The organism is Streptomyces sp. NPDC086023, assembly GCF_044540325.1.
Classification (GTDB): Bacteria; Actinomycetota; Actinomycetes; order Streptomycetales; family Streptomycetaceae; genus Streptomyces.
Genome location: NZ_JBITRX010000001.1, coordinates 89,734 through 112,519 on the forward strand (window position 1 = coordinate 89,734; position 22,786 = coordinate 112,519).

General features: G+C 73.5%; 20 protein-coding genes, 1 tRNA gene and 2 pseudogenes. 11 read left to right on the top strand and 12 right to left on the bottom strand.

Annotated features, from left to right (window positions below; translation table 11 throughout):
• The first annotated feature begins 61 nt into the window (after positions 1 to 61).
• Together ACIF6F_RS00475 and ACIF6F_RS00480 are read left to right on the top strand one after the other, a co-directional pair.
• Positions 62 to 135, top strand: a tRNA-Thr gene (locus ACIF6F_RS00475).
• A 202-nt stretch (positions 136 to 337) separates the two neighbouring features.
• Positions 338 to 2,071, top strand: coding sequence for an FG-GAP repeat domain-containing protein (locus ACIF6F_RS00480; protein ID WP_399939112.1), 1,734 nt, complete (start codon positions 338 to 340; stop codon positions 2,069 to 2,071).
• A 101-nt stretch (positions 2,072 to 2,172) separates the two neighbouring features.
• On the opposite strand, the gene ACIF6F_RS00485 is transcribed toward ACIF6F_RS00480, so the two are convergent.
• The gene (locus ACIF6F_RS00485; protein ID WP_399939115.1) at positions 2,173 to 3,588 is read right to left on the bottom strand and encodes an NAD(P)/FAD-dependent oxidoreductase; all 1,416 of its coding nucleotides are present in this window, start codon (positions 3,586 to 3,588) and stop codon (positions 2,173 to 2,175) included.
• 268 nt (positions 3,589 to 3,856) lie between these two features.
• Here ACIF6F_RS00485 and ACIF6F_RS00490 point away from each other — a divergent pair.
• Positions 3,857 to 4,066 (top strand): annotated as a pseudogene (locus tag ACIF6F_RS00490) (LysE family transporter); the annotation flags it as partial.
• 2 nt (positions 4,067 to 4,068) lie between these two features.
• Entirely contained in the window at positions 4,069 to 4,974 is a 906-nt protein-coding gene (locus ACIF6F_RS00495; protein WP_399939117.1) for an aminoglycoside phosphotransferase family protein, read from the top strand.
• 90 nt (positions 4,975 to 5,064) lie between these two features.
• Here the strand turns inward: ACIF6F_RS00495 and ACIF6F_RS00500 are convergent, their stop codons facing one another.
• The 3 genes from ACIF6F_RS00500 to ACIF6F_RS00510 all read right to left on the bottom strand — a co-directional run bounded on the left by ACIF6F_RS00500 (position 5,065) and on the right by ACIF6F_RS00510 (position 7,893).
• Positions 5,065 to 5,535, bottom strand: a complete 471-nt coding sequence (locus ACIF6F_RS00500) for a GNAT family N-acetyltransferase (RefSeq protein WP_399939120.1) — start codon at positions 5,533 to 5,535, stop codon at positions 5,065 to 5,067.
• Positions 5,536 to 5,594: 59 nt separating this feature from the next.
• Positions 5,595 to 6,599, bottom strand: coding sequence for a zinc-binding dehydrogenase (locus tag ACIF6F_RS00505; RefSeq protein WP_399939122.1), 1,005 nt, complete (start codon positions 6,597 to 6,599; stop codon positions 5,595 to 5,597).
• 106 nt (positions 6,600 to 6,705) lie between these two features.
• A complete protein-coding gene (locus tag ACIF6F_RS00510; RefSeq protein WP_399939125.1) occupies positions 6,706 to 7,893 on the bottom strand; it encodes an FAD-dependent oxidoreductase in 1,188 nt (395 codons plus the stop codon).
• A 241-nt stretch (positions 7,894 to 8,134) separates the two neighbouring features.
• Between ACIF6F_RS00510 and ACIF6F_RS00515 the strand changes: the two genes are divergently transcribed.
• Positions 8,135 to 8,818 carry a pentapeptide repeat-containing protein gene (locus ACIF6F_RS00515; RefSeq protein ID WP_399939128.1) on the top strand — a complete coding sequence of 228 codons (684 nt, stop codon included), beginning with the start codon at positions 8,135 to 8,137 and terminating at the stop codon, positions 8,816 to 8,818.
• Positions 8,819 to 9,245: 427 nt separating this feature from the next.
• Positions 9,246 to 9,746: a hypothetical protein gene (locus tag ACIF6F_RS00520; RefSeq protein WP_399939131.1), complete on the top strand. Its 501-nt coding sequence runs from the start codon at positions 9,246 to 9,248 to the stop codon at positions 9,744 to 9,746.
• Positions 9,747 to 10,089: 343 nt separating this feature from the next.
• Here the strand turns inward: ACIF6F_RS00520 and ACIF6F_RS00525 are convergent.
• The 3 genes and pseudogenes from ACIF6F_RS00525 to ACIF6F_RS00535 all read right to left on the bottom strand — a co-directional run.
• Positions 10,090 to 11,049: pseudogene (locus tag ACIF6F_RS00525) on the bottom strand (M4 family metallopeptidase); the annotation flags it as partial.
• A 293-nt stretch (positions 11,050 to 11,342) separates the two neighbouring features.
• Positions 11,343 to 11,966 carry a response regulator gene (locus tag ACIF6F_RS00530; protein ID WP_399939134.1) on the bottom strand — a complete coding sequence of 208 codons (624 nt, stop codon included), beginning with the start codon at positions 11,964 to 11,966 and terminating at the stop codon, positions 11,343 to 11,345.
• Positions 11,963 to 13,153, bottom strand: coding sequence for a sensor histidine kinase (locus ACIF6F_RS00535; RefSeq protein WP_399939136.1), 1,191 nt, complete (start codon positions 13,151 to 13,153; stop codon positions 11,963 to 11,965). The genes ACIF6F_RS00530 and ACIF6F_RS00535 overlap by 4 nt, the downstream gene beginning before the upstream one ends.
• Before the next feature lie 730 nt (positions 13,154 to 13,883).
• Here ACIF6F_RS00535 and ACIF6F_RS00540 point away from each other — a divergent pair.
• Both ACIF6F_RS00540 and ACIF6F_RS00545 read left to right on the top strand, forming a co-directional pair.
• Complete coding sequence (locus tag ACIF6F_RS00540) at positions 13,884 to 14,414, top strand: heme-binding protein (protein ID WP_399939139.1); 531 nt, start codon at positions 13,884 to 13,886, stop codon at positions 14,412 to 14,414.
• A gap of 44 nt (positions 14,415 to 14,458) precedes the next feature.
• The gene (locus ACIF6F_RS00545; protein ID WP_399939142.1) at positions 14,459 to 15,856 is read left to right on the top strand and encodes a M1 family metallopeptidase; all 1,398 of its coding nucleotides are present in this window, start codon (positions 14,459 to 14,461) and stop codon (positions 15,854 to 15,856) included.
• 29 nt (positions 15,857 to 15,885) lie between these two features.
• Here ACIF6F_RS00545 and ACIF6F_RS00550 read toward each other — a convergent pair whose 3' ends face one another.
• Together ACIF6F_RS00550 and ACIF6F_RS00555 are read right to left on the bottom strand one after the other, a co-directional pair.
• Entirely contained in the window at positions 15,886 to 16,398 is a 513-nt protein-coding gene (locus ACIF6F_RS00550) for a GNAT family N-acetyltransferase (RefSeq protein WP_399939145.1), read from the bottom strand.
• Positions 16,399 to 16,462: 64 nt separating this feature from the next.
• Positions 16,463 to 17,038 (bottom strand): TerD family protein, encoded by a 576-nt coding sequence (locus ACIF6F_RS00555; RefSeq protein WP_399939148.1) that lies wholly within the window; start codon positions 17,036 to 17,038, stop codon positions 16,463 to 16,465.
• Positions 17,039 to 17,189: 151 nt separating this feature from the next.
• On the opposite strand from ACIF6F_RS00555, the gene arfB reads away from it, so the two are divergent.
• Positions 17,190 to 17,615 (top strand): alternative ribosome rescue aminoacyl-tRNA hydrolase ArfB, encoded by a 426-nt coding sequence (arfB, locus tag ACIF6F_RS00560; RefSeq protein WP_399939151.1) that lies wholly within the window; start codon positions 17,190 to 17,192, stop codon positions 17,613 to 17,615.
• A gap of 88 nt (positions 17,616 to 17,703) precedes the next feature.
• Here arfB and ACIF6F_RS00565 read toward each other — a convergent pair whose 3' ends face one another.
• Positions 17,704 to 18,255: a flavin reductase family protein gene (locus ACIF6F_RS00565; protein WP_399940484.1), complete on the bottom strand. Its 552-nt coding sequence runs from the start codon at positions 18,253 to 18,255 to the stop codon at positions 17,704 to 17,706.
• 311 nt (positions 18,256 to 18,566) lie between these two features.
• On the opposite strand from ACIF6F_RS00565, the gene cdgB reads away from it, so the two are divergent.
• Both cdgB and ACIF6F_RS00575 read left to right on the top strand, forming a co-directional pair.
• Positions 18,567 to 20,237 (top strand): diguanylate cyclase CdgB, encoded by a 1,671-nt coding sequence (gene cdgB / locus ACIF6F_RS00570; protein ID WP_399939154.1) that lies wholly within the window; start codon positions 18,567 to 18,569, stop codon positions 20,235 to 20,237.
• Between the two features lie 68 nt (positions 20,238 to 20,305).
• On the top strand, positions 20,306 to 21,295 hold the full coding sequence (locus ACIF6F_RS00575) for a carbohydrate-binding protein (RefSeq protein WP_399939157.1): 990 nt from the start codon (positions 20,306 to 20,308) through the stop codon (positions 21,293 to 21,295).
• Positions 21,296 to 21,346: 51 nt separating this feature from the next.
• Here the strand turns inward: ACIF6F_RS00575 and ACIF6F_RS00580 are convergent, their stop codons facing one another.
• Positions 21,347 to 21,673 (bottom strand): hypothetical protein, encoded by a 327-nt coding sequence (locus ACIF6F_RS00580; RefSeq protein ID WP_399939160.1) that lies wholly within the window; start codon positions 21,671 to 21,673, stop codon positions 21,347 to 21,349.
• Between the two features lie 162 nt (positions 21,674 to 21,835).
• Positions 21,836 to 22,750 (bottom strand): 1-phosphofructokinase family hexose kinase, encoded by a 915-nt coding sequence (locus ACIF6F_RS00585; protein WP_399939164.1) that lies wholly within the window; start codon positions 22,748 to 22,750, stop codon positions 21,836 to 21,838.
• Between the last annotated feature and the right edge of the window lie 36 nt (positions 22,751 to 22,786).

Sequence of the window (22,786 nt, forward strand, 5' to 3'; positions counted from 1 at the left end):
CCCGGGCACGTGAGATATCGAACGCCACCCGTCCCGCGGCCTGGGTACACTGCACGGGCGTGCCGCCTTAGCTCAGTTGGCTAGAGCGCTTGACTTGTAATCTTGAGGTCGTCGGTTCGATTCCGACAGGCGGCTCTTGCGCGAGGCCCCCGGCCCGATCCGGCCGGGGGCCTTCGTCATGCCCGCCTCGTGCCCGCCTCGTGCCCGCTTCATGCCCGCGAATGCGGTGGGGCGAGCAACCCGGGGCCCCTCGGCACCGTCTTGATCGGCGCGCCATGCGGGGAACATGGCGTTGCCGCGGCAGGCACACTGCCGCCTTCATGTGTGGAGCGCGAACATGCGCGGATTCATGAGCCGGGGCGCGCGGCGCCTCGGTCTTCTCGGGGGTGTTCTGACGGGCTCGGCGGCCCTGGTCGCGACGGGTGTCGTGAGCGCGGGCCCCGCCCTGGCCGCCGGGAACGACGACTACTCCTTCACCTACCTCGACCACGTGATCCCGCCCGGCGAAGGCTCGGCCGCCGCCCTGCGGCCCGACCTGCTGACCGGCACGCCGAACGGCACCCTCGTGTACGCCCTGTCGAAGGCGCCGCTGACCGACGCGTCCTGGGCCCAGGGCGGCCTGCCCGCCGGGATGACGGCCCTGCCGGGCCTGGACTGCACCCCCTCGGCGACCGTCAAGGGCGTCTTCCTCTGCCCGACCAGCGAGGACAACGGCTACGTCGGCCCCTCGGTGACGGCCGGCGAGTCGGTGAAGGACGACACCCGACTGCACTTCGGCGTGGCCTACGCGCCTCGCGGCGCCAGCATCGACAAGGCCGTCAAGGCCGCCCAGCTGTCCGGCAGTTCGCCGGTCAAGGGCACGGTCGAGGCGCACAGCGTCCGGGTGCTCACCGCCGAGCACGTCAAGAAGAACAAGGTGCGGCTCACCCTGCCGGCCGTGCCCGCGGGGGGCTCGGTCACCCACACGGTGAACGTCCACGCCATCGACAAGGGCAGGCTGAGCGTCGGCTTCGCCCCCAGCCGCGGCTTCCGCGCCTGGGACCCGGGCGAGCTGAAGGTCGAGCTGGTCTCCGTCAAGGCCGGCGCCGGCGCGGGCAACTGCGAGGTCAGGACCGGCGAGCTGTACTGGGAGGGCTTCACCTGTGACGTGAAGCCCGGCGACGTGAAGATCACGTACCGGCTGAAGGCCGCGGCCAAGAGCCCCATGTGGAAGATCGACGCCTTTGCCAACTACAACGTGTACACGGCCGGCTGGAGCGACTCCGGCGCGCAGGGCACCTTCGGCGTCACCGGCGGCACGCCCGTCCGTGAGCGCTACCAGCTGCTGCGCCGCGCGGCCGACGGCAGCCTGAACGTCCACGTCGGCACGGGCCGGGCCCCGCGCGTCTTCGAGCGCGTGGACACCATCGACTCGAAATGGGGCCGCTACACCGCGCTCGCGCGGCTGGCGCCGATGACCGTCCAGAGCACCGGCGGCCCGGTCGTCGGCCGCGACGCCGCGGGCGTGCTGTGGTTCTACGACGTCGAGGGCGAGCAGGGCGGCGGCCTGTACGAGCGCAGGAAGGTCGGCGGCGGCTGGAACGTCTACGACCTGATCGCCGGCGCCGGCGACCTGACCGGCGACCGCAAGGCGGACCTGCTGGCCCGGGACGCCTCCGGCGGCCTCTGGCTGTACGCGGGTACGGGGAAGGCGGCTGCGCCCTTCGCCGACCGGGTCCGCGTCGCCACCGGCTGGAAGGGTCTCTCCCGCCTGGCCGGCGGCGCCGACCTGACCGGTGACGGCAAGGCCGACCTGCTCGCCGAGGACGCCTCGGGCAAGGCCTGGCTGTACCCGGGCACGGGCAAGGCGGCCACGCCCTTCGGGCGGCGGGTCGCGGTCGCCGGCACCTGGGCCGGGTACCAGGCCCTGGTCGTGCCGGGCGACCTCGACTCCGACGGCCGCGCGGACCTGCTCGCGCGCGACGGCGCCGGGGCGCTGTGGCTGCTGAAGGGCACCGGCAAGGCGCAGGCGCCGTTCGCCGCCCGGGTGAAGGTCGCCTCGGGCTGGAACACGAAGGACCTGCTCTTCTAGTGCCGTGCCGGGCGTCGCGACACGGTGAACCTTTGCGGTCACAGCACTAGCGGGGTCCGGCGGGTCGTGATCCCGTACGCCGGACCGCGGACCGTACGGGGTCAGTGGCGGCCGGAGATCCGGTCCGCCAGCCGGGCCAGGGGGGCCGTCACCGCGCTGTGGGTGGCGGCCTCCCGCCGGTCCGCGGTGCGGTAGGCGGCGTACAGGGCGTGCACCCCGGCCCAGCGGAAGGGCTCCGGCTCCCAGCGCCGCACCCGGTGGTTCACCCAGGGGAGCGTGGTCAGGTCGGTGGGCCCGGACTGGCCGGAGTCCTGCTGGACCAGGTCGCGCAGGGTGCGGGCGGCCAGGTTCGCGGTGGCGACGCCCGAGCCGACGTACCCGCCCGCCCAGCCCAGGCCGGTGGCCCGGTCCAGGGTGACCGTGGCGCACCAGTCGCGCGGCACGCCCAGCACGCCGGACCAGGCGTGCGCGATGCCGGTGCCCGCGAGCTGGGGGAAGAAGCGGACCAGGATCTCGCGCAGGGCGTCGATCGTGGCCGGCTGGGTGCGGCCGTCGTTGTCGGTGCGGGAGCCGAAGCGGTAGGGGATCCCACGCCCGCCGACCGCGATCCGGCCGTCTGCGGTGCGCTGGGCGTACATGTAGGCGTGCGCCATGTCGCCGAGGGTCTCCCGGCCCTCCCAGCCGATGGTCTCCCACACGGCGTCGGGCAGCGGATCGGTGACGATCATCGAGGAGTTCATGGGCAGCCAGGACCGCTTGTGGCCCTTCAGGCTCGCGGTGAACCCCTCGGTGCAGCGCAGTACGTAGGGTGCGCGGACGGTGCCGTAGGGGGTGACGGCCCGGCCCTTGGCGATCGCGGTGACCGGGGTCGACTCGTGGATCACGACGCCGAGCCGCTCGCACGCCCCGGCCAGCCCCTTGGCGAGCCTGGCGGGCTGCAGGCGGGCGCCGTGCGGGGTCCAGGAGGAGCCGACGGCGCCGGCGATCCGGATGCGCGCGGCGGTCTCGCGGGCGCCGTACAGCTCGCGGTCGTCCTCGCCGTAGGCGAGCTCGGCGGCGTGGAAGGCCTTGAGGCGGCCGAGCTGGGCGGGGGTGTAGGCCACCTCCAGGACGCCGCCGCGGTGCACGTCCGCCTCGATGCCCTCCTTGGCCGCGGTGTCGACGACCTCGGTGACGGTGTCGTTCATGGCCTTCTGGAGGCGGACCGCGGCCTCGTGGCCGTGCAGCTTCGCGTAGCGGTCGCGGCCGGCGATGCCGTTGTAGAGCCAGCCGCCGTTGCGGCCGGAGGCGCCGTAGCCGCAGAACTTCTGCTCCAGGACGGTGACGCGCAGGAAGGGTGCGGCCTGCTTGAGGTAGTACGCCGTCCACAGGCCGGTGTAGCCGCCGCCGACGATGCAGACGTCCGCCGTGGCGTCGCCGGGGAGCGGTTCCCGGGGCGGGGGAGTGCCGTCCTGGGCGTACCAGAAGGAGATGCCGCCGTTGACCGGCTCCGGCGTCTTGATCGTCGCGCTGCTCATGGGGTGTTGGTACACCCGTCTCCGGCGGGCGGTCCAGGGGCAGGGTGTAGGGCCCGCGCAGGGATTTGCGGGCCTTCTGTCCCGTGACTCGGGCCCTTCGGCGGTGCGAGGGGCCGGCGCGGCGTGGCCGGCGTCGAGGCGGTCTGCGGCTTTCTGTCGCTTTCAAGGGGATTCGACCGACGGCCGTCACGGGGAAGGGCGTACGGGGCCCGGCCGCCGGCCGTGGGGCTTCTGGCGTGTCCTCCGGCCCTCGCGTCATGATCGCGGCATGGCCGATCCCCATCAGCTCCTCGCGTTCTGCGCGGTCACCTTCGTCCTGGTCGTGATCCCCGGCCCCAGCGTCCTGTTCACCGTCGGCCGGGCCCTCGCCCACGGCCGCCGAGCCGCCCTCGCCTCGGTGCTGGGCAACTGGGTGGGCAGCTACCTGCTCGTCGTCGCCGTCGCGCTGGGCGCGACCGTCGCCGTCACGGAGCGGGCCGAGTGACCGCCCGCCCGGCGGTCCGGGTGCCGCGCGAACTGTACGAGAACCAGGTCGAGTTCAACGGCGAGGCCGGGCGCGCCTTCGTGGCCGCCCTGCCCGCCCTCGCCGCCGGTTTCCTGGACCGCTGGGGGCTGCGGCCCGACGGGCACCCGATGCACGGGATGTGCGCACTGGTGCTGCCCGTGACGCGCGCCGCCGACGGTACGCGGGCGGTGCTCAAGCTCCAGCTGCCGGACGAGGAGACGGCGGGCGAGGCGGCGGCGCTGCGCGCGTGGGACGGGCAGGGGGCGGTACGGCTCCTCGCGGAGGACCCGGCCACCGGCACGATGCTGCTGGAGCGGCTCGACGAGGGGCGGCACCTGTCAGCCCTGGCCGACCCCGACGCGGCGGCCCGGATCCTTGCGGAGCTGCTGGCCCGGCTGACCGCCCGGCCGGCACCGGCCGGGCTGCGGCGGCTCGGCGACATCACCGCCGCGATGCTGGACGACGTACCGCAGGCGGAGGCGGAGCTGGCCGACGCCGGTGAGCGGGCGCTGCTGCGGGACTGCGCGGCGGCCGTCGCGGAGGTGGCGGGCGAGCCGGGGGACCGGCTGCTGCACTGGGACCTGCACTACGACAACGTGCTGGCCGGCGGGCGCGAGCCCTGGCTCGCCATCGACCCGAAGCCGCTGGCCGGCGACCCCGGCTTCGAGCTGCTGCCCGCGCTGGTGAACCGCTGGGACCCGGCCGCGGTCCTGCGCCGCTTCGACCTGATGACCGAGGTACTGGGCCTGGACCGGGACCGGGCCCGCGCCTGGACCCTCGGGCGGGTGCTGCAGAACCTGCTGTGGGAGGTGGAGGACGGCGAGGACCGCCTGCCGCACCGTCAGGTACGGGTGGCGGAGGTGCTGCTGGGGCGGGGGTAGGGGTGGGGGTGTGGGTGGGTGGGGGTGGTGCGGGCCGTGCCCGGCCTGGCCGGAACCAACCGCACCCACCCGGCCCGCGGCGGCTGCGTCTCAGGAGCCGAGCTTCGTCAGGGCCTCGTCCGTGAGGCGGTAGACCGTCCACTCGTCCTGGGGGAGGGCGCCCAGCGAGCGGTAGAAGTCGATCGACGGGGTGTTCCAGTCGAGCACCGACCACTCCAGCCGCTCATAGCCTCGCTCGACGCAGATCCGGGCCAGCTCGGTCAGCAGCGCCTTGCCGTGGCCGCCGCCGCGCCGTTCCGGGCGTACGTACAGGTCCTCCAGGTAGATGCCGTGCACGCCGCGCCAGGTCGAGAAGTTGAGGAACCACAGCGCGAAGCCGGCGACCTCGCCCTCGTCGGTCTCGGCGATGTGCGCGAAGGCGGCCGGCCGCTCGCCGAAGAGCGCCTCGTGCAGCTGCTCCTCGGTGGCGCGGGCCTCGTGCAGGGCCCGCTCGTACTCGGCGAGTTCACGGACCATCGCGTGGATCGCGGGGACGTCGGCGGGGGTAGCGGTACGAATCATGGCCCGAGCCTAGGCGTCCGGGGTGTGGACGTTCAGGAGGGTCGCTCCCGGGGGACGCGTCACGGCACCAGCACCACCTTGCCCATCGTGGCGCGCCCCTCCAGCGCCCGGTGGGCGGCGGCCGCGCCGGCCAGGGGGAAGCGCTGGACGGCCGGGGTCAGCCGGCCTGCGGCCGCCTCGGCCAGGGCGCGGCTCTCCAGGACGCGTACGGGGTTGTCGCCGCCCGCCTTGCCCAGCATCACCGGCCCCAGTACCTGCTCCGAGACGATCCCGCGCGCGGCCTGCTCCTCCTCCGTGAACGTGAGCGGGCCGCCCTCGTGCAGGCCGCCGCTCGACCAGCCGAAGACCAGGTGCAGGCCGCCGGGGCCCAGCAGGTCCACGGCGGCGCGGCCGGGCTCGCCGCCGACCGAGTCGAAGACGACCGTGGCCCGCCGTTCGCCGAGGAACTCCTCTACGCGGAGGGGCCAGTCGGGGACGTTGTAGTCCACGGCCAGGTCGGCGCCGTTCGCCTCGACGGCCGCGGTCTTGGCCGGTCCGCCGGCCAGGCCGATCACCGTGGCGCCGGCGTTCTTCGCGTACTGGACGAGCAGGGTGCCGATGCCGCCGGCCGCGGCCGGGACGACGGCGACCGAGTCCGGGCCGAGTTCGGTGAACTGGAGGATGCCCATGGCCGTGCGGCCGGTGCCGATCATCGCGACGGCGCGGGCCGCGTCCAGGTTCGCGGGGATCTCGTGCAGCCGGGCGGCGTCGGTGACGGCCAGTTCGGCGTACCCGCCCGGGACCATGCCGAGGTGGGCGACGACCCGCTTGCCGAGCCAGGCGGGGTCGGTGCCCTCGCCGAGCGACTCGACCGTGCCCGCGACCTCGCGGCCGGGGACCGTCGGCAGCTCGGGGAGGGCGGGCAGCGGGCCCCGGTCGCCCAGGCGCAGGGCGGTGTCGAGCAGGTGCACGCCCGCGGCCTCGACGGCGATGCGGACCTGGCCGGGGCCCGGCAGCGGGTCCTCGGTCTTCTCGTAGACGAGGTTCTCGGCGGGGCCGAAGGCGTGCAGGCGGATGGCGTGCATGGGGACTCCCTGGCTCGTACGGTCCGGTGTGCCTGTCCGGTGTGCCTGTCCGGTGTGCCGCCCGGGTGGTTCGGGTACCGGGCGCTTCGGGTACGAGCCAACAACCTCAAGTGCGGTCGAGGTCAAGGGCGGCCCTGGCGGCGGCCGCGCGGCCGGTGTCGCGGATCGCCAGCGAGACGGCCTCGATGGCGCTGTTGAACGACACCTCGGCCAGCACCCCGGGCGCCGCGACCTGGTCGCCCGCCAGGTAGACCCCGTTGCCCCGGGCGATGGCGGGCCGGTCCCGCCAGGTCGTGCCCGGCAGGTCCACCCCGCCGGTACGGCCGGCGGCCACGGCCTCGCGCCGCCAGGTGACCCGCTCCCGCCAGCCCCGGAAGCCCAGGTCGAGCAGCCGCTCGGCGCGCTCGATGCCGACCGCCTTGGCCTGGTCGGGGCCGATCGGAAGCTGTGCCTGGAGCAGGGTCTCGCCGGCCGGGGCCAGGGTGCGGTCCTGGGCGGTGAAACGTTCGATCCAGGCCGGTTCGTCGAGGTCGGAGACGGCCCAGGCGTCGCCGCGGCGGGTGCGCAGCCCCAGGTCGAGCAGGACCGTACGGCCGCTCTGCCAGGTGAGGGAGGGGTCGCCCAGCAGGGTGCGGGCCGCGGCGAGGGAGGTCGCGACGACGACCGGTCCGCCGTCGGCCGGCAGCTCGGTCACCCGCGAGCCGGTCTCGATCACCACGCCGAGCCGGCGGGCCCGGGTGGCCATCCGGTCGATCACGGACTGCCAGCCGCCCCGCGGGAACTGGGCCTCGGGCGGGAAGGACAGCACCCGCTGGAGCCGCTCGTGGACGAAGGCCGCCGAGAGGGACCCGATGTCGTGGTGGAAGAGGGCGACCGCGAGGGAGTTGGCGGTGGCCCGGGCCTCGCGCTCGCCGATGAGCGAGCTCGCCCAGTCGAGGAAGGTGCGGTCGACGGGGGCGTCGGCGAGCGGGCGCCGGGCCAGCCTGAGCGAGGCCAGGGGAGGGACGGAGTGCAGGCGGCCGCCGCTGTGCAGGCGGAGCCGGGTCATGTCCAGGGCGGGGACCCGGGCCAGCGGGCCGACGAGGTCGCGCTGGTTGAGCCAGGCCCAGTGGGGGCCGTTCTTGTAGAAGGCGTGCGGACCCTCGTTGGTGCGGTACGGGCCGTCGGCGGTGCGGCCCCGGCCGCCGAGGGTCTGGTGGGACTCGTACAGCCGTACGCGGGCGCCCGCCTCGGCGGCGCTGATGGCGGCGACCAGTCCGGCGAATCCGCCGCCGATGACGGTGAGCTGGTTCATCGTGGTGTCTCCCTTGGGTGTGGCCTGGGTGCGGGGCCGGGTCGGGGGCTCTTGGTGGGGCCTTCGGAGACGGGACAGCGGGGGCGGGCTGGATGTGACACGGCTGCGAGGATTTCTTCGGAAGTCTTTTCGGAAGTCTCTTTTTGGGGCGGGGGCGGGAGGTCTGCCGGGGGACCATCTGCGCGCGTCGGGGTGACCTTCGGCAGGTGGTGCTGTCAGTGGGGTGCGGGACGATGGGGGGATGGTTCGGAGAGTTCAGAAGGCGGACGGTCCGGTGGTCGCGGCGGCGCGGCGGCCCGAGGTGCTGCTGCCCGCGCTGAGGCCGTACGACGGCGGCGGGCTGGAGCCTGACGGGGACTACGACGGGCTGGAGTTCGCCGACGCCGACCTCTCGGGGGAGGAGGGGCACGGCGCCACGTTCATGGACTGCGCCCTGCGCCGGTCCGTGCTGGACGAGACCGTGCTCGTCAGGTCACGGTTCGTGGACTCGGTGCTGGAGGGGGTGCGCGGGGTCGGCACGGACCTGGCCGGGGCGCTGCTGCGGGACGTGGAGGTACGGGACGCGCGGCTGGGCGGCACGCAGCTGCACGGGGCGGTGCTGGAGCGGGTCCTGGTGCGCGGCGGCAAGATCGACTACCTCAACCTGCGGAAGTCCCGGCTCACCGACGTGGTCTTCGAGGGCTGCGTGCTCGACGAGGCCGATTTCGGGGGCGCGGAGCTGCGGCGGGTCGAGTTCCGGGACTGCACACTGCGGCGGGCCGACTTCAGTGCGGCCCGGATGGCCGACGTGGACCTCAGGGAGGCGGCCGAGCTGGACATCGCCCGGGGTGTGGACCGGCTGGCCGGGGCGGTGATCAGTCCGGTTCAGCTGGTGCAGCTGGCTCCGCTGTTCGCGGCGCAGCTGGGGGTGCGGGTGGAGGCTTGAGGGGGGTGTTGGGGGGGGTGCGGGTGGAGGCTTGAGGGGGGTGTTGGGGGGGGTGCGGGTGGAGGCTTGAGGGGGGTGTTGGGGGGTGCGGGTGGAGGCTTGAGGGGGGTGTTGGGGGGTGCGGGTGGAGGCTTGAGGGGGGTGTTGGGGGGTGCGGGTGGGGGCTTGAGGGGGTGTTGGGGGTGCGGGTGGGGGCTTGAGGGGGTGTTGGGGGTGCGGGTGGGGGCTTGAGGGGGGTGTTGGGGGGTGCGGGTGGAGGCTTGAGGGGGGTGTTGGGGGTGCGGGTGGAGGCTTGAGGGGGTGCTGCGGTGCGGGTGGGGGCTTGGGTCGATTTTGGGTCGGGTCGGGCCTGTGGCCCTAAGGGTTTGCTCCTCAGCCGGTGGCTCCCGCGGCACCCCTGACCCCCTGGGCGTGACACCATCGAGGCGTGCTCGACATCGGCTACTCCCTTTCCTCGCGCTTCCCCGACCCTTCGCAGACGGACTACCGGACCGCGGACGTCCACACCCTGCGCCACGACCTCTTCTGCGGCGACGTCTACCTCGCCGACACCAAGGAGGACCGCGAGGTGTCCACGGCCTGGGGATGGGTGCCGGTGCTCGATTTCGCCTGGGCGCTCTGCGACATCGTCGAGCAGCTCGACCAGGACCCGCGCGGCAGCCGCTCCTCCGCCCGCCAGTACGCCGAGCTCGACTTCACCGAGTCCACGGACCGGATGCTCTTCGAGCGGCGCTTCGGCTGGGTCGACGTCGAGGCCGACTGGATGGCGCCCGAGGAGCGCCCGCTGACCTTCTCCCACCGCCTGCTGCGCCGCGAGGCCCGCGACTTCCTGCACGACGTGATCGCGGACCTGACGGACATGCACGAGGGCCTCGCCGACAACCCCCACGTGTGGACCCTCCAGGCCCGGTTCCCTCGCGTGCCTTAGCGTTCCTCGGCGTTGCCGGGCGTTGCCGGGTGTTGCCGGGTGTTGCCGGGCGTCGCCGGGCGTTGCTCGGCAGTGCCGGGGGCCGGTGGTGCCGGGTGGCCGGCCGTGTGGTGTGTGGGTCCCCTCGGTGCTTGACCCGTCGTGGCCTGCAGGCCCTGCGGCAGGCCCACCCCTGGGGCTTTGGGGCTTCGCCCTGGCCTTCGGCCACCCCAGGCCCGGGCCTGCCACCGGACCAGCCTGCCACGACGCCTCAAGCACCTCCCCCACACACCACACGACCGGCGGCCTCGCGGGGTGGAGTCACGGGCCGCGCGGTGTCTTCCTCGCGCGGCCCGTGAGTCTGCTAGCGGACGTTGACCGCGGTCCAGGCTGCGCCCACTGCTGCGTACTGGGGGGAGGACGTGCCGTAGAGGGCTGCTGCGGCCGCCAGGGTGGTGGTGCGGGCCTTGGCGTAGTTGGTCGAGGACGTCATTCCGGTGGTCAGGGCGTGGTACCAGATGCGGACGGCCGCCTCGCGGCCTATGCCGAGCAGCTTCGAGCCGTCGTGGGTGGGGGAGTCGTAGGTGACGCCGTTGATCACCTTGACGCCGCTGCCCTCCGCCAGCAGGTAGAAGAAGTGCACGGCGGGGCCGGACGAGTAGTGCGGGTCCAGTGTGCCGATGCCGGAGTACCAGTAGTCCGGGGAGCGGCCGTCGCGGCTGGGGCGGTCCAGGGAGCGGAGCGCGGTGCCGGTGACGCGTTCGCCGATGAGGTAGTCGCCCACGTCGGTGGGGTTGGCCGCGAAGAACTCGATGGCGCTGGCGAAGATGTCGGAGGTGGCCTCGTTGAGGCCGCCGGACTCTCCGGAGTAGAGCAGGCCGGCAGTGGCCGAGGTGACGCCGTGCGCGATCTCGTGGCCGGCGACGTCGAGCGAGGTGTACGGGCGGCCGTCGGGGCTGTCGCTGTAGCTGATGCAGGCGCAGGAGTCCGACCACCAGGCGTTGCCGCTGCCGCCTCCCGCGTGGACGCGGGAGGCGACGCCGCGGCCGTCGTTGCGCACGCCCCGGCGGTTGAAGGTGGTCTTGAAGAAGTCCCAGGTCATGGCGGCGCCGTAGTGGGCGTCCACGGCCGAGGTCTGCCGGTTGGTGACGGAGCCGGTGCCCCAGACGTCGTCGGTGTCGGTGAACAGGGTGCCGAGGCTGGTGCCGCCGCGGGCGTCGTACGTCTTCTGGCCGCCGCGGTTCGGGTCGTGCAGCTCGTACAGGCGCCCGTTGAAGTACGTGCCCAGGGCGACGGTGCCGCTGTACTGGCTGTGGCCGGTGCCGGCGAGGGCGTGCGGCGCGGCGGCGGTCTGCCGGGCGGGTGCGGGGGCCGCGAGGCCGGGGGCGGTCTGGGCCGCGAGCGCGGCCAGGGCGGCCGTCGCGGTGACTGCGAGGGCTCTGGTGCGGTGCGCGGACGTGTGGGGCACGCGGACTCCTTCGCCGAAGCCGTGGGGTGGCTGCGCAGGGAGCGTGCCCCGGAAGCCCGCGTACCGGCAGGGGTCTGACGTGAACATGGCTGACGAGGGGGTGGAACTGTCCGGAGAGCATGCGTTCCTGTCCGGATTCCGGCGGTCCGTCAGGGGAGCAGGCGCTGCTCCTTGGCCACGGCGACCGCGCCCGCGCGGGTGTCGACGCCGAGCTTGTCGTAGATCCGGCCGAGGTGCGTCTTGACCGTCGCCTCGCTGATGAACAGCGCCCGGGCGATCTCGCGGTTGCCCAGTCCGCGGGCGAGCTGCCCGAGGATGTCCAGCTCGCGGTCGGTCAGCGTGGGCCGGGTGCCGCGCATCGCGGCCATCACCCGGCTCGCCACCGGCGGCGAGAGGGTGGTGCGGCCCTGGGCGGCCGCGTGGATCGCCGCGAACAGCTCCTCGGGCCGCTCGGCCTTCAGCAGGTAGCCGGTGGCGCCGGCGCCGATGGCCCGGGTGATGTCCGCGTCCGTGTCGTACGTGGTGAGCACCAGGACGTGCGGGGCGCGGCCCGGCAGCGCCGTGATCCGCCGGGTGGCCTCGACGCCGTCGATGCCCTCGCCGAGCTGGAGGTCCATCAGCACCACGTCCGGCCTGAGCTTCTCCGCGAGCGCCACCGCCTCCTCGCCGCTGCCGGCCTCCCCCACCACCTCGATGTCCGGCTCGCTGCCGAGGAGGGCGAGCAGGCCCGCGCGCACCACCACGTGGTCGTCGCAGAGCAGGATCGTGGTCATGGGCGGTGCTCCAGGGGGATCGAGGCGGACAGCACGGTGCCTTCGCCGGGGGCGGACTCCACGGTCAGGGTGCCACCGAGCTGGCCCACCCGGGCGCGCATGGCGGGCAGGCCGTGGCCGCGGGTCGGGTCGGCCGGGTCCGCGGGCCGCGCCGGGTCGGGTGCGGACAGTCCCCGGCCGTCGTCGGCCACGTCCAGCACCACCTGGTCGCCGAGGAAGGACAGGGTCAGGGCCGCGGTACGGGCGCCGGAGTGCTCCCGTACGTTCGCCAGTGCCCCCTGCGCGATGCGCAGCAGTGCCGACCGGGCCCGCTCCGGGAGCGGCACGGGGGTGCCCTCCAGGTGGAAGCGGACGGTGACCTCGGGGCCCGCGTCCAGGGCCCGCAGGGCGTCGGGGAGGGAGCCGCCGCCGTCGAGGCCCGGCGGAGCGAGGTCGTGGACCAGGCGCCGGGCCTCGGACAGGCCCCGGGCGGCGATCTCGTTGGCGGTGCGGACGTGGCGGCGGGCGGTGGCGGGGTCCGTGTCCCAGGTGCGGTCGGCGGCCTGGAGGAGCATCTGCTGGCTGGAGAGGTTCTGGGCCAGGGTGTCGTGGATTTCCATCGACAGCCGCTGCCGCTCGGCCAGCGTGCCCTCGCGGCGTTCGGTGGCGGCCAGCTCGCGGCGGGTGCGGATCAGGTCGTCGATCAGGGCCCGCTGGCGTTCCGCCTGGCGCTCCATGTGCAGGAACACGGCGGTGGCCAGGGCGGCCACCGCCGGCGGTGCCAGCAGGAGGTTCGGGTCGAACGGGCCGTTGGCCAGCTGGAGCTGCGCGATCACGACGAGGGTGGTGAGCAGGGCCACGAGCACGATCGCGGCGCGGGGCGGGAGGGTGCGCAGGGCGGTGTAGAAGAGCGGCACGGCGCACCAGGCGAAGCTGGGGGCGAGCAGGACCAGCACCACCCAGGTGGCGATCACCAGCCCGAGCCAGCAGAGCCGGCGCAGGGTGGGGGCGGCGCCGAGCGCGGGGCCGAGGACGTAGAGCAGGGCGAGGGTCACGCTGAGGGCGATGATCCAGGGGGTGCGGGCCTCGCCGGGGTGGCGGATGAGGAAGCGGACGAGGGATGCCGCGAGCAGTGCGAAGAACGCCCCGTGCATGACCGCCGCGAGGGCGCGGGTGCCCTCGTTCTGTGCGGGCTGTGTGGCTGCCATCGTGCCTTCCTCGTCCTACGGGCTACGCCCCCATCGTGCCGCCCCCCTGCGGGGTGCGTTGCCGCGCCGCTCCCGTGCCGGCCGCCGCCCGGTACGGCTCCCGTGCCGGCCGCCGCCCCGCGCCGGTTCGGTCCGGTGCCGGGTGCGGCGCCGTGCCGGTTCGGTCCGGTGCCGGGTGCGGCGCCGTTGCTGCGTGGGCCGTTGCCCTGCGGGGCTAGGTCCCTCCCCCAGCTACCGCTGGGGGGGACCCCCACGCCTCACAGGCCGGCGAGGCTGGATTGCGCTGCGGGAATCTGGCCGGCGCCTCGAACACTGGCGGGGCTGGGCCCGCTGCGCGACCCCGGCGCTTGCCAGCACATCCCGCGCCGCGGGCATATCCAGCCTCTCCGGCGTTTGAGGAGCTGGGGGTCCCCCCAGCGGTAGCTGGGGGAGGGTACGGGGGCGGAGCCCCCCGAAGGGTCCGGGGCGGAGCCCCGGGAAACGGAGAAGAGGCGGGTCGGGGACATGCCCCGCAGGGCAACGCACCCGCACCCGGCAATGCACCCGCACCCGGCAACGGCCGGGGCCGTACCGGCAAGCGTGGCCCCCACGGGAGCACCCCGCATCAGCCGATCGGTTGACCCCCCTGTCAGCCGGAGCGCAGCGCATCGGCAGCCGGTACGCCGATCAGCCGCCCCCGCCCCCCGGGCCAGGATCGAAGGGACAGCGCAACCACCGCAGAGGAGCAGTCGTGAACCTTCGTCATCGCGTCATCACCGGGGCCGGTCTGGCCGTCGTCGTCGGCGCCGTGGGCTTCGGCACCATGACCGCCACCGCCGCCCCCGCCCCGGCGCAGAAGAAGGACGACCCCAAGGGCCTGGTCACCAGCACCCACCTGTCCATCGACGCCGCCACCGAGGCCGCGCAGGCTGCCCTGGACGCCGCCGAGGCGGAGGGCCAGCGCGTGACCGTCGCGGTCGTCGACCGCAACGGCAACACCGTGGTCACCCTCCGCGGCGACGGCGCCGGCCCGCAGTCCTACGAGTCCGCCCAGCGCAAGGCCTTCACCGCGGTCTCCTGGAGCGCCCCCACCTCCGTGCTGGCCGGCCGCCTCGCCCAGACCCCGAACCTGAAGGACATCCCCGGCACCCTGTTCCTGGGCGGCGGCGCCCCGGTCCAGGTCAAGGGCGCGCCCATCGCCGGCATCGGCGTCGCCGGCGCCCCGAGCGGTGACCTGGACGAGAAGTTCGCCAAGGCCGGCGTCGAGGCCCTGAACGACTGACCGGGCTCCCGGGGGCGGCGTCGGGGCCGCTTAGGATCGAGGACGTGGATCTACGACGTGCCGCCCCCGCCACCGCCGCCCTGCTCGCGCTGACCGCGGCGTGTACGGGCGGCACGGTCGAGGGCACCCCCGGCGCGTCCGGCCTGCGCGACCCGTACTTCCCGAAGGCGGGCAACGGCGGGTACGACGTCACCCACTACGGGCTCAAGCTGGACTACTCCCCCGGCACCGGCGAGCTGTCCGGCACCGCCGAGATCACCGCCACCGCCGGCCAGGACCTCAGTGCCTTCAACCTCGACCTGGAGGGCATGGAGGTCGAGTCGGTACGGGTGGACGGCGAGGGCGCCCGGTTCAACCGGGTCGGCCAGGAGCTGACCGTCCGCCCTTCCGACGAGCTGAGGAAGGGCCGGACCTTCCGCACGGTCGTCCACTACTCGGGCACGCCGGGGCCCGTCGAGGACCCGGACGGCTCCGAGGAGGGCTGGATCGAGACCGACGACGGCGCGGTCGCGGTGGGCGAACCGCAGGGCTCCATGGCCTGGTTCCCCGGCAACCACCACCCGAGCGACAAGGCCGCGTACGACGTCGAGATCGCCGTCCCCAAGGGGTACGAGGCGGTCTCCAACGGGGTGCTGAAGTCCCGTACCGAACGCGACGGCCGCACCGTCTTCCGCTGGCACAGCCCGGAGCCGATGGCCGGCTACCTCGCGACCCTCGCCATCGGGAAGTACACGGTCACCGCCTCGCGCACCGCCTCCGGCCTGCCCGTCCTCACGGCGGTGCGGCCGGAGGAGGCCACCGACAGCGCCGCGGCGCTGAAGCGGATCCCCGAGGTGGTCGACTGGGGCACGCGCCGCTTCGGCCCGTACCCCTTCTCCGCCACGGGCGCGATCGTCGAGGGCGACGGCACGCTCGGCTACGCCCTGGAGACCCAGGCCCGCCCGATCTTCTCGGGTGCGCCGGACACCGAGCTGCTGGTCCACGAGATGGCCCACCAGTGGTTCGGCAACTCGGTCTCGCCCCGGTCCTGGCGCGACATGTGGCTGAACGAGGGCTTCGCGACCTACGCCGAGTGGCTGTGGGCGGAGGACCACGGCGGCCCGAGCGCCGAGAAGCGGTACCGGACCTTCTACGACGAGGACACCGAAGCCGACCCCGAGGCGGACGGCTCCTACTGGGCCTTCCCGCCCGCCGAACCGCCCGGCGCCGAGCACATCTCCGACTCCCCGGTGTACTACCGGGGTGCGATGGTGCTGCACCGGATCCGCCAGGAGGTGGGGGACGAGGCCTTCTTCGCGCTGGTGCGCGGCTGGGCCGCGGCACACCGCCACGGGAACGCCGACACCGGGGAGTTCACGGCGTACGCGGAGGACCAGACCGGCGAGGACCTGTCGGGGATCTGGGAGACCTGGCTGCACGGCGACGGCAAGCCGGAGGAGTGAGCGCTGCCGCCGGCCGGCGTCCCGGCGGCCTAGCGCAGCGGCTTGCGCAGCACCACGCACGGGCGGTGCGCCGTACGGTCCTCCGCGCGCCGGATCTCCGCGTAGCCCTGGGCCGTCCAGAAGGCCAGGGCCCGGGGGTTGTTCTCCAGTACGGCCAGCCGCACGGCCTCCCGGCCCGCCGCGCGGAAGCGCTCCTCGACCAGGCCGGCCAGCCGGCGCCCGTACCCCTGGCGGTGGACGGTGGCGTCGACGAGCAACAGGCCGATCCAGGGGTCGGGGTCGTCGTCCGACGGGTGGTGGGCCAGCGTGGCGGCGAGGCCGACGAGGCGGCCGCCGGAGCGGGCGAGCAGCACCTCGGAGCCCTCCTCGGCGAGTTCGTCGGCCAGGGCGCGGGCGACCTGTTCGACGGTGATCCGCGCCGGGTCGGGGAAGTCGCCGCTCAGCTCGAAGAAGGCCCGGTTGGTCGCGTAGAGGGCGGCGACCTCGGCGAGGACGGGGCCGGGCAGGGCGCCGTCCGCGGGGGTGAAGGTTTCGAGGATCACCCGGGCACCGTAGCGCGAAGCCCCCTCCGGGGACGGCCGGAGAGGGCTTCGGTTCGGTCCGGGATCAGACGTTGACGCCGAAGTCCTGGGCGATGCCGGTCAGGCCGGAGGCGTACCCCTGGCCGACGGCGCGGAACTTCCACTCGGCGCCGTTGCGGTAGAGCTCGCCGAAGACCATCGCGGTCTCGGTGGCGGCGTCCTCGGAGAGGTCGTAGCGGGCGATCTCGGCGCCGCCGGCCTGGTTCACGACGCGGATGTACGCGTTGCGGACCTGGCCGAAGTTCTGGCCGCGCGAGTCGGCGTCGTAGATGGAGACCGGGAAGACGATCTTGTCGACGTCGGGGCTGAGGCCGGCCAGGTTGACGTTGATGGCCTCGTCGTCGCCGGCGCCCTCGCCGGTGCGGTTGTCACCGGTGTGGACGATGGTCTGGTCCGGGGTGGACTTGTTGTTGAAGAAGACGAAGTGGCTGTCCGAGACAACCTTGCCCATGGCGTTCACCGCGATCGCCGAGGCGTCCAGGTCGAAGTCGACACCGGTCGTGGTCCGGACGTCCCACCCGAGGCCGACGGTGACGGCGGTCAGGCCGGGCGCCTCCTTCGTCAGCGAGACGTTGCCGCCCTTGGACAGGCTTACTGCCATTGGGATGTCCCTTTCCTCGTCCTGTGAGCCGGTGCGATGACCGTGCGTCGGTCAAGCTACCGCTGATCTGGACAACGCGGGGAGGGGGCGGGCCGGTTCCCGGGGGGCAAAACCGCGTGACGGGGCGCGGTGGGGGCGGGATCATGGGGGCATGCCTGGTCCTCACGTCATCCGCGGTTCCGTCCTCCTGCCCGAGGCCGAGCTCCAGTGGCGTTTCTCGCGTTCCTCGGGGCCCGGCGGGCAGCACGTCAACACCTCGGACTCCGCCGCCGAGGTGCTCTTCGACCTGGCCGCCACCAAGGCGCTGCCGGAGGTGTGGAAGCAGCGGGCGCTGGAGCGGCTGGCCGGCCGGCTGGTGGGCGGCGTGCTCTCCGTACGGGCCTCCGAGCACCGCTCGCAGTGGCGCAACCGCGAGATGGCGATGGTCCGGCTGGCCTCGCTGCTGGCGGAGGCCACCGCGCCGCCGCCCAAGGCGCGCCGGGCGACGAAGATCCCGCGGGGCATCAACGAGCGCCGGCTGCGCGAGAAGAAGGCGCGCGCGGAGACGAAGCGGGGGCGGTCCGGCAAGGACTGGTGAGCCGGGTCCCTCGTACGTCCGGAGTCGATCCGCTCGTGCGCCCGGGGCCGCCGGTTCCCCCGTACGGCCGGGGCCGCCTGACCGGCGGTCAGGATCCGAGCTGCCGGTACCGCCCGCGGAAGTAGGTGAGCGGCCGGCCCTCGGCGGAGGGCAGAGCCGCCGTCAGGACCCGTCCGATGACGAGGGTGTGGTCGCCGGCGGTCACCCGCTGCTCGGTACGGCACTCCAGGGTCGCCAGCGCGCCGCCGACCAGGGGGGCGCCGGACTCGTCCCCCCGTACGTACGCGATGTCCTCGAACAGCAGGCGGTCGCTGATCCGGCCCTTCATCGCGAACCGGCCGGCGATGTGTCGCTGGCTCTCGGCGAGCAGCGACGCTCCCCACAGGGGCTGTTCGGCCAGCAGGTCGTCCATCCGGGAGCCCTCGCGCAGGCTCACCAGCACCAGGGGAGGGTCGAGGGAGACGGACATGAAGGCGGTGGCGGTCATCCCGACGTCCTCGCCGCGCGGGCCGTCGTCGGTCAGCGGGGGCTCGTGGGCCGTGATCAGCACCACTCCCGCGGCCAGCCGGGACATCGCGGCGCGGAACTCGTCATTGCTCACCCCCTCAGCATGAGGGGTGGCGGGTGTGGCGCGGGGCATGGGGCTCGTCTTGGGCACCCCCAGGACGCTAGTCTCGGCCCCCCGCGCGGCGCATCGGGCGTCGGTCCGAGCCGCGCTGCGGCCCCGTCCTAGGTCCCCCGGCGTATCGTTTGCTCACGAAAACGACAGGGAGCGCTCCCAGCCCCGGTGGGGCTCCTTCTTCATCTCATGTGACTTGAGTCACAGAGGGCAAGATTTGTTGACCCTGTGTACCGGCGGAACAGCTCACTGTGATTCAGTGGAATGGACACCGCAACGAAACGCCGATGACAAACCTGGAGTTGCTGTCGAGGTCTCGGGGAGAGCGAGCAATGGAGACCGAGTCGGAGCCGTACGTCCGTCTTGCGACCCTGCGGCAGCTGCACCAGGTGGTGGCCGAGCTGAACACGGCCCGGAGCCTGGCGGACACTCTGCAGACCGTCGTGGACGGCATCGTCGTGGGCCTCGGCTACGAGCTCGCCTGTGTCAACCTCGTACGCCCCGACGGGGATCTGGTCGTCGCCGCCTTCGCAGGTGACCCCTCCGCCGAAGCCCTCATCACCGGCCGCGTCGGCTCCCGCGCGTCCTGGGAGCGCAGGCTCTCGATGGGCGAGTCCTGGGACGGCCTGCGGTTCATCCCGCACACCGAGGGCTGGGTGCTCATCGAGGACGACGTGCCCCAGTGGCACACGGACGGTCCCGACCCGCGCTTCGAGGACGAGTGGCACCCGGAGGACCGCCTCTACGCCCCCATGTACGCGTCCGGCGGGGAACTTCTGGGTGTCATTTCGGTGGACAGACCGCGCAACGGGCGCCGCCCGGGCGCGTGGGGGCGCGAAGCGCTCCAGATGTACGCCTTCCAGGCGGCCATTGCGATCAGCAACGCCCGGCTCCGCGCGAACATGCAGCGCGCCCTGGTACGGCTGGAACGGGAGCAGCAGGCGCTGCGGGCGAGCGAAGAGTCGTTCCGGCAGGCCTTCGAGTACGCGCCCAGCGGCATGGCCATCGCGGAAATGGGCGGTGACCAGCACGGACGCCTGCTGCGCACGAACGACGCGCTGTGCCGGCTCCTGGGCCGCCCCGCCTCAGTGCTGCGCCGGTACTCCTTCTCCGACCTGGTCCACCCCGAGGACATCGGCACGCTGCTGCGCACCTCCGCCGAGGGCGGCCGGGCCGAGCTGCGGCTGGGGCGGCGCGACGGCACGTACGTCTGGGTCTCGCTGCGGAACTCCGTCGTCGCGGACGCCGCCGACGGGCCGCGCTTCCTGCTCACGCACGTCGAGGACATCGAGGAGCGCAAGCGGCACGAGCTCCAGCTCGCCCACCGGGCCAGCCACGACTCGCTGACCGGCCTGCCGAACAGCGCCGAGCTGCGGGCCCGGCTCGGCGCGCGGCTGTGCCGCAGGCCGCAGTCGGTGCGGGCGAGCGCGGTCGAGGCGCTGGACGCTGCCTTCGAGGGCCGCCCGGAGGACGGGACGGCAGGTGAGCACGGCTTTCCGGCCGACGGCTTCACCGATCCCTTCGACCTGCCCGGGGGCGCGGACGCGGGCCCCTACGACCACCACGTGCACACCGTCGCCCCGGCCACCGACATCGACGACGGCACCAAGGGCCTGGCCGTCCTCTTCTGCGACCTGGACGGCTTCAAGTCGATCAACGACCGATTCGGGCACCACACGGGTGACGCGGTCCTCATCGAGGTGGCCCGCCGCCTGACCACGGGCGTCAGGGACGGCGACACCGTCGCCCGGCTGGGTGGTGACGAATTCGTCGTCCTGGCGGACGGGCTCGGGGCCGCGGACGCCGCGGATCTCGCCGTCCGGCTGCGGAACGCCATCATCCCGCCGATCCGCGTGGACGGGCGGGCGGTGCGCGTGGGCGCCAGTTTCGGCATCGGGTGGGCGAGCTGCGGAATGTCGGCGGACGAGGTGCTGCGCTCTGCCGACCAGCGGATGTACATCGAGAAAAGGTCGCGTTCGAAGGCCCACCGGAGGGCCGGCTGAGGCCATCGGCCGCCCGGGAGAGCGCCTGTTCGAGGTAGGCTCCCGTGGGTCGAAAGGATGGACCCGCGATGACGCCCGCGAACAACGGCCCGAACAACGGCGCGAACACGCCCGAAGACGACGACCCGTTCGGTTACCTCTACGCGGACGGCCAGGCCGCCGGTGCCACTCCGCCCTCGCAGGGCGGCGGTTACGGGTACCCGGGCCCGGTCGGCGGTGCGCAGCCCGGTGTGCCGCGGACCTCGTACAACCAGGTGCGGACGGTGGGCGAGCGCCGCGGCCCGCGCCAGGTGCCGCAGCAGCAGCCGCACTACTCCGCGCCGGAGACGCTCCAGGCCGGGTACGGCGTCCCGCAGCAGAGCGGTTACGGACAGCAGCCGCCGCAGCACTACGCGCCCGAGCCGGCCCGCCGGGGCTCCAGCCGGCGCGGTCTGCTGATCGCGGCGGTGGCGGTCGTCGGCGCCGTGGTCATCGGCATCGGTGTGGCGCTGATCACGGACAAGGGCAAGGACAAGGGCGACAAGGCCGGCGGGCCCAGCGACAAGGTCAGCCAGGCCCCCGCGACGCCGGGCCCCTCGAAGTCCGGCGACTCCCACTCCGACCCGGACTCCGACCCCGGCACCCTCCCGAAGGCCGACGCGGCCTCGGGCACGGGCCTGGCCCTGGCCGGCGGCGCCACGCCGCAGAACACGATCCCGGGCGCCAGGTCCGCCGACGGCAAGTACGTGGGCGGCTTCAACGCGGTCGGCGCGTCGGTGACCTGGACCGTGGACGTGCCGGAGACCGGCGACTACACGGTGTTCGTGAAGTACGCGGTGCCGGGCACGGACGCCGAGGCCACGCTGTGGATCAACGACCAGCGCTTCGACCGGCCGGTCAGGATGAAGAACTTCGCGAACGCGCCCGCCGGCGACTGGGAGAAGGGCTGGACCAACACCTACTCCTGGATCAACCTCAACAAAGGCACGAACAAGCTGAAGATCTCCTGCGAGCAGGGCAACAAGTGCGACGCCATCATCGACCAGATCGAACTGGCCGCCGGCCACATCAAGGGCTGACGATGGATCAGGACGGAAGGTGCGGCGGTTGATCCGCCGCACCTGGTCCCGCTACCCCATGGGGCCGGCGCCTGCCCCCACGCAGCGGAATGCGGTCCACCGCTTCACTCCGGCGTACTTGACCGGTATCCAGGTGTTGTAGGTCGGGGCCCCGCTATGGCACTGGTAGCTGCCGCCGGTCACGACGCCGCTGCAGTCGGCGTGCCACGCGGGCAGTTCGCTTGCCTTGGGCATCCGGACGATGAGGGTGGAGCCGGTGGATGTGCCGGAGCGGACGTTCCAGGCAGCGCTCCAACTGCCCACATAGCAAGGCTGGTCGGCTGCCTGCGCAGCGGCGACGGGTGACGCGATCACCGATGAAGTCGCGATGGTGAGCACGGCAAGAGTTGAGAAGGCGCTACGGCGTGACACCTAGACTCCCACGATTTCGAACAAAATGTCGAATAAATGGTGCAGGTGACTGCGTGCTGAGTCGGTTCAATCGGCATGAATTGGCGCAAAAGGTTCGACATCTGGCGAAGATGGGAGCCCGCAGTCCATCTAACTCTGCGTCACCTTCGTGCCCGTCAGGACCGCTTCGTACGTGGGGCGGTGGAACTCGCCGGCCGTGTCCGCGTGGACGGTGGCGGCCGAGAGGGCTACCGCCCTCGTGAGGCGGGCCGGCCAGTCCAGGTTCTCGGCCAGGGCCGAGAGGAGGCCCGCCACGGCCGAGTCGCCGGCGCCGGTCGGGTTGCCGGAGAGGGTGCGCGGCGGGGCGGCCTGCCAGGTGCCCTCGGGGGTGGCGGCCAGGAGGCCGGCGGGGCCCAGCGAGGTCACCACCGCCTGCGCGCCCCGGCGCCGGGCGTCCAGGGTGGCCGGCAGCGGGTCCCGGGAGCCGGTCAGTTCGGCCAGCTCCGAGGCGTTCGGCTTGATCAGCTCCGGCCGCGCTGCGATGCCCCGGCGCAGGGCCTCCCCGCTGGTGTCCAGCAGGACGGGCGTGCCGGCGGCCCGCGCCGTGCGGACCAGTACCGCGTACGCGCCCACCGGCAGCCCCGGCGGCAGGCTGCCGCACAGGGCCACCGCCCGCGCGTCGTCGACCAGGTCGGCGTACCGGGCCAGGAAGGCGCTCCACTCGGCCGGTGTGATCACCGGCCCGGCCTCGTTGAACTGCGTGGTGTCGCCGGTGGTCTCGTCGACCACCGCCACGGTCCGGCGGGTGTTGCCCGCGCACGGCACGAAGGCGTCGGCCACCGCCGACCCCTCCAGCCCCTCCCGCACCACCGCGCCCACGGGCCCGCCCAGGAACCCGGTCGCGGTCACCTCGTGGCCCAGCGCGGCCAGCACCCGGGCGACGTTGACGCCCTTGCCGCCGGGCCGCTCGGACACGTCCGTGACCCGGTGCGAGGCGTGCGCGCGCAGCCGCGGCACGCGGTACGTGACGTCGAGCGCCGTGTTCAGCGTGACGGTAAGGATCATTGCGCGGCACCCCCAAGAGACAGCCCCCAGAGGCGG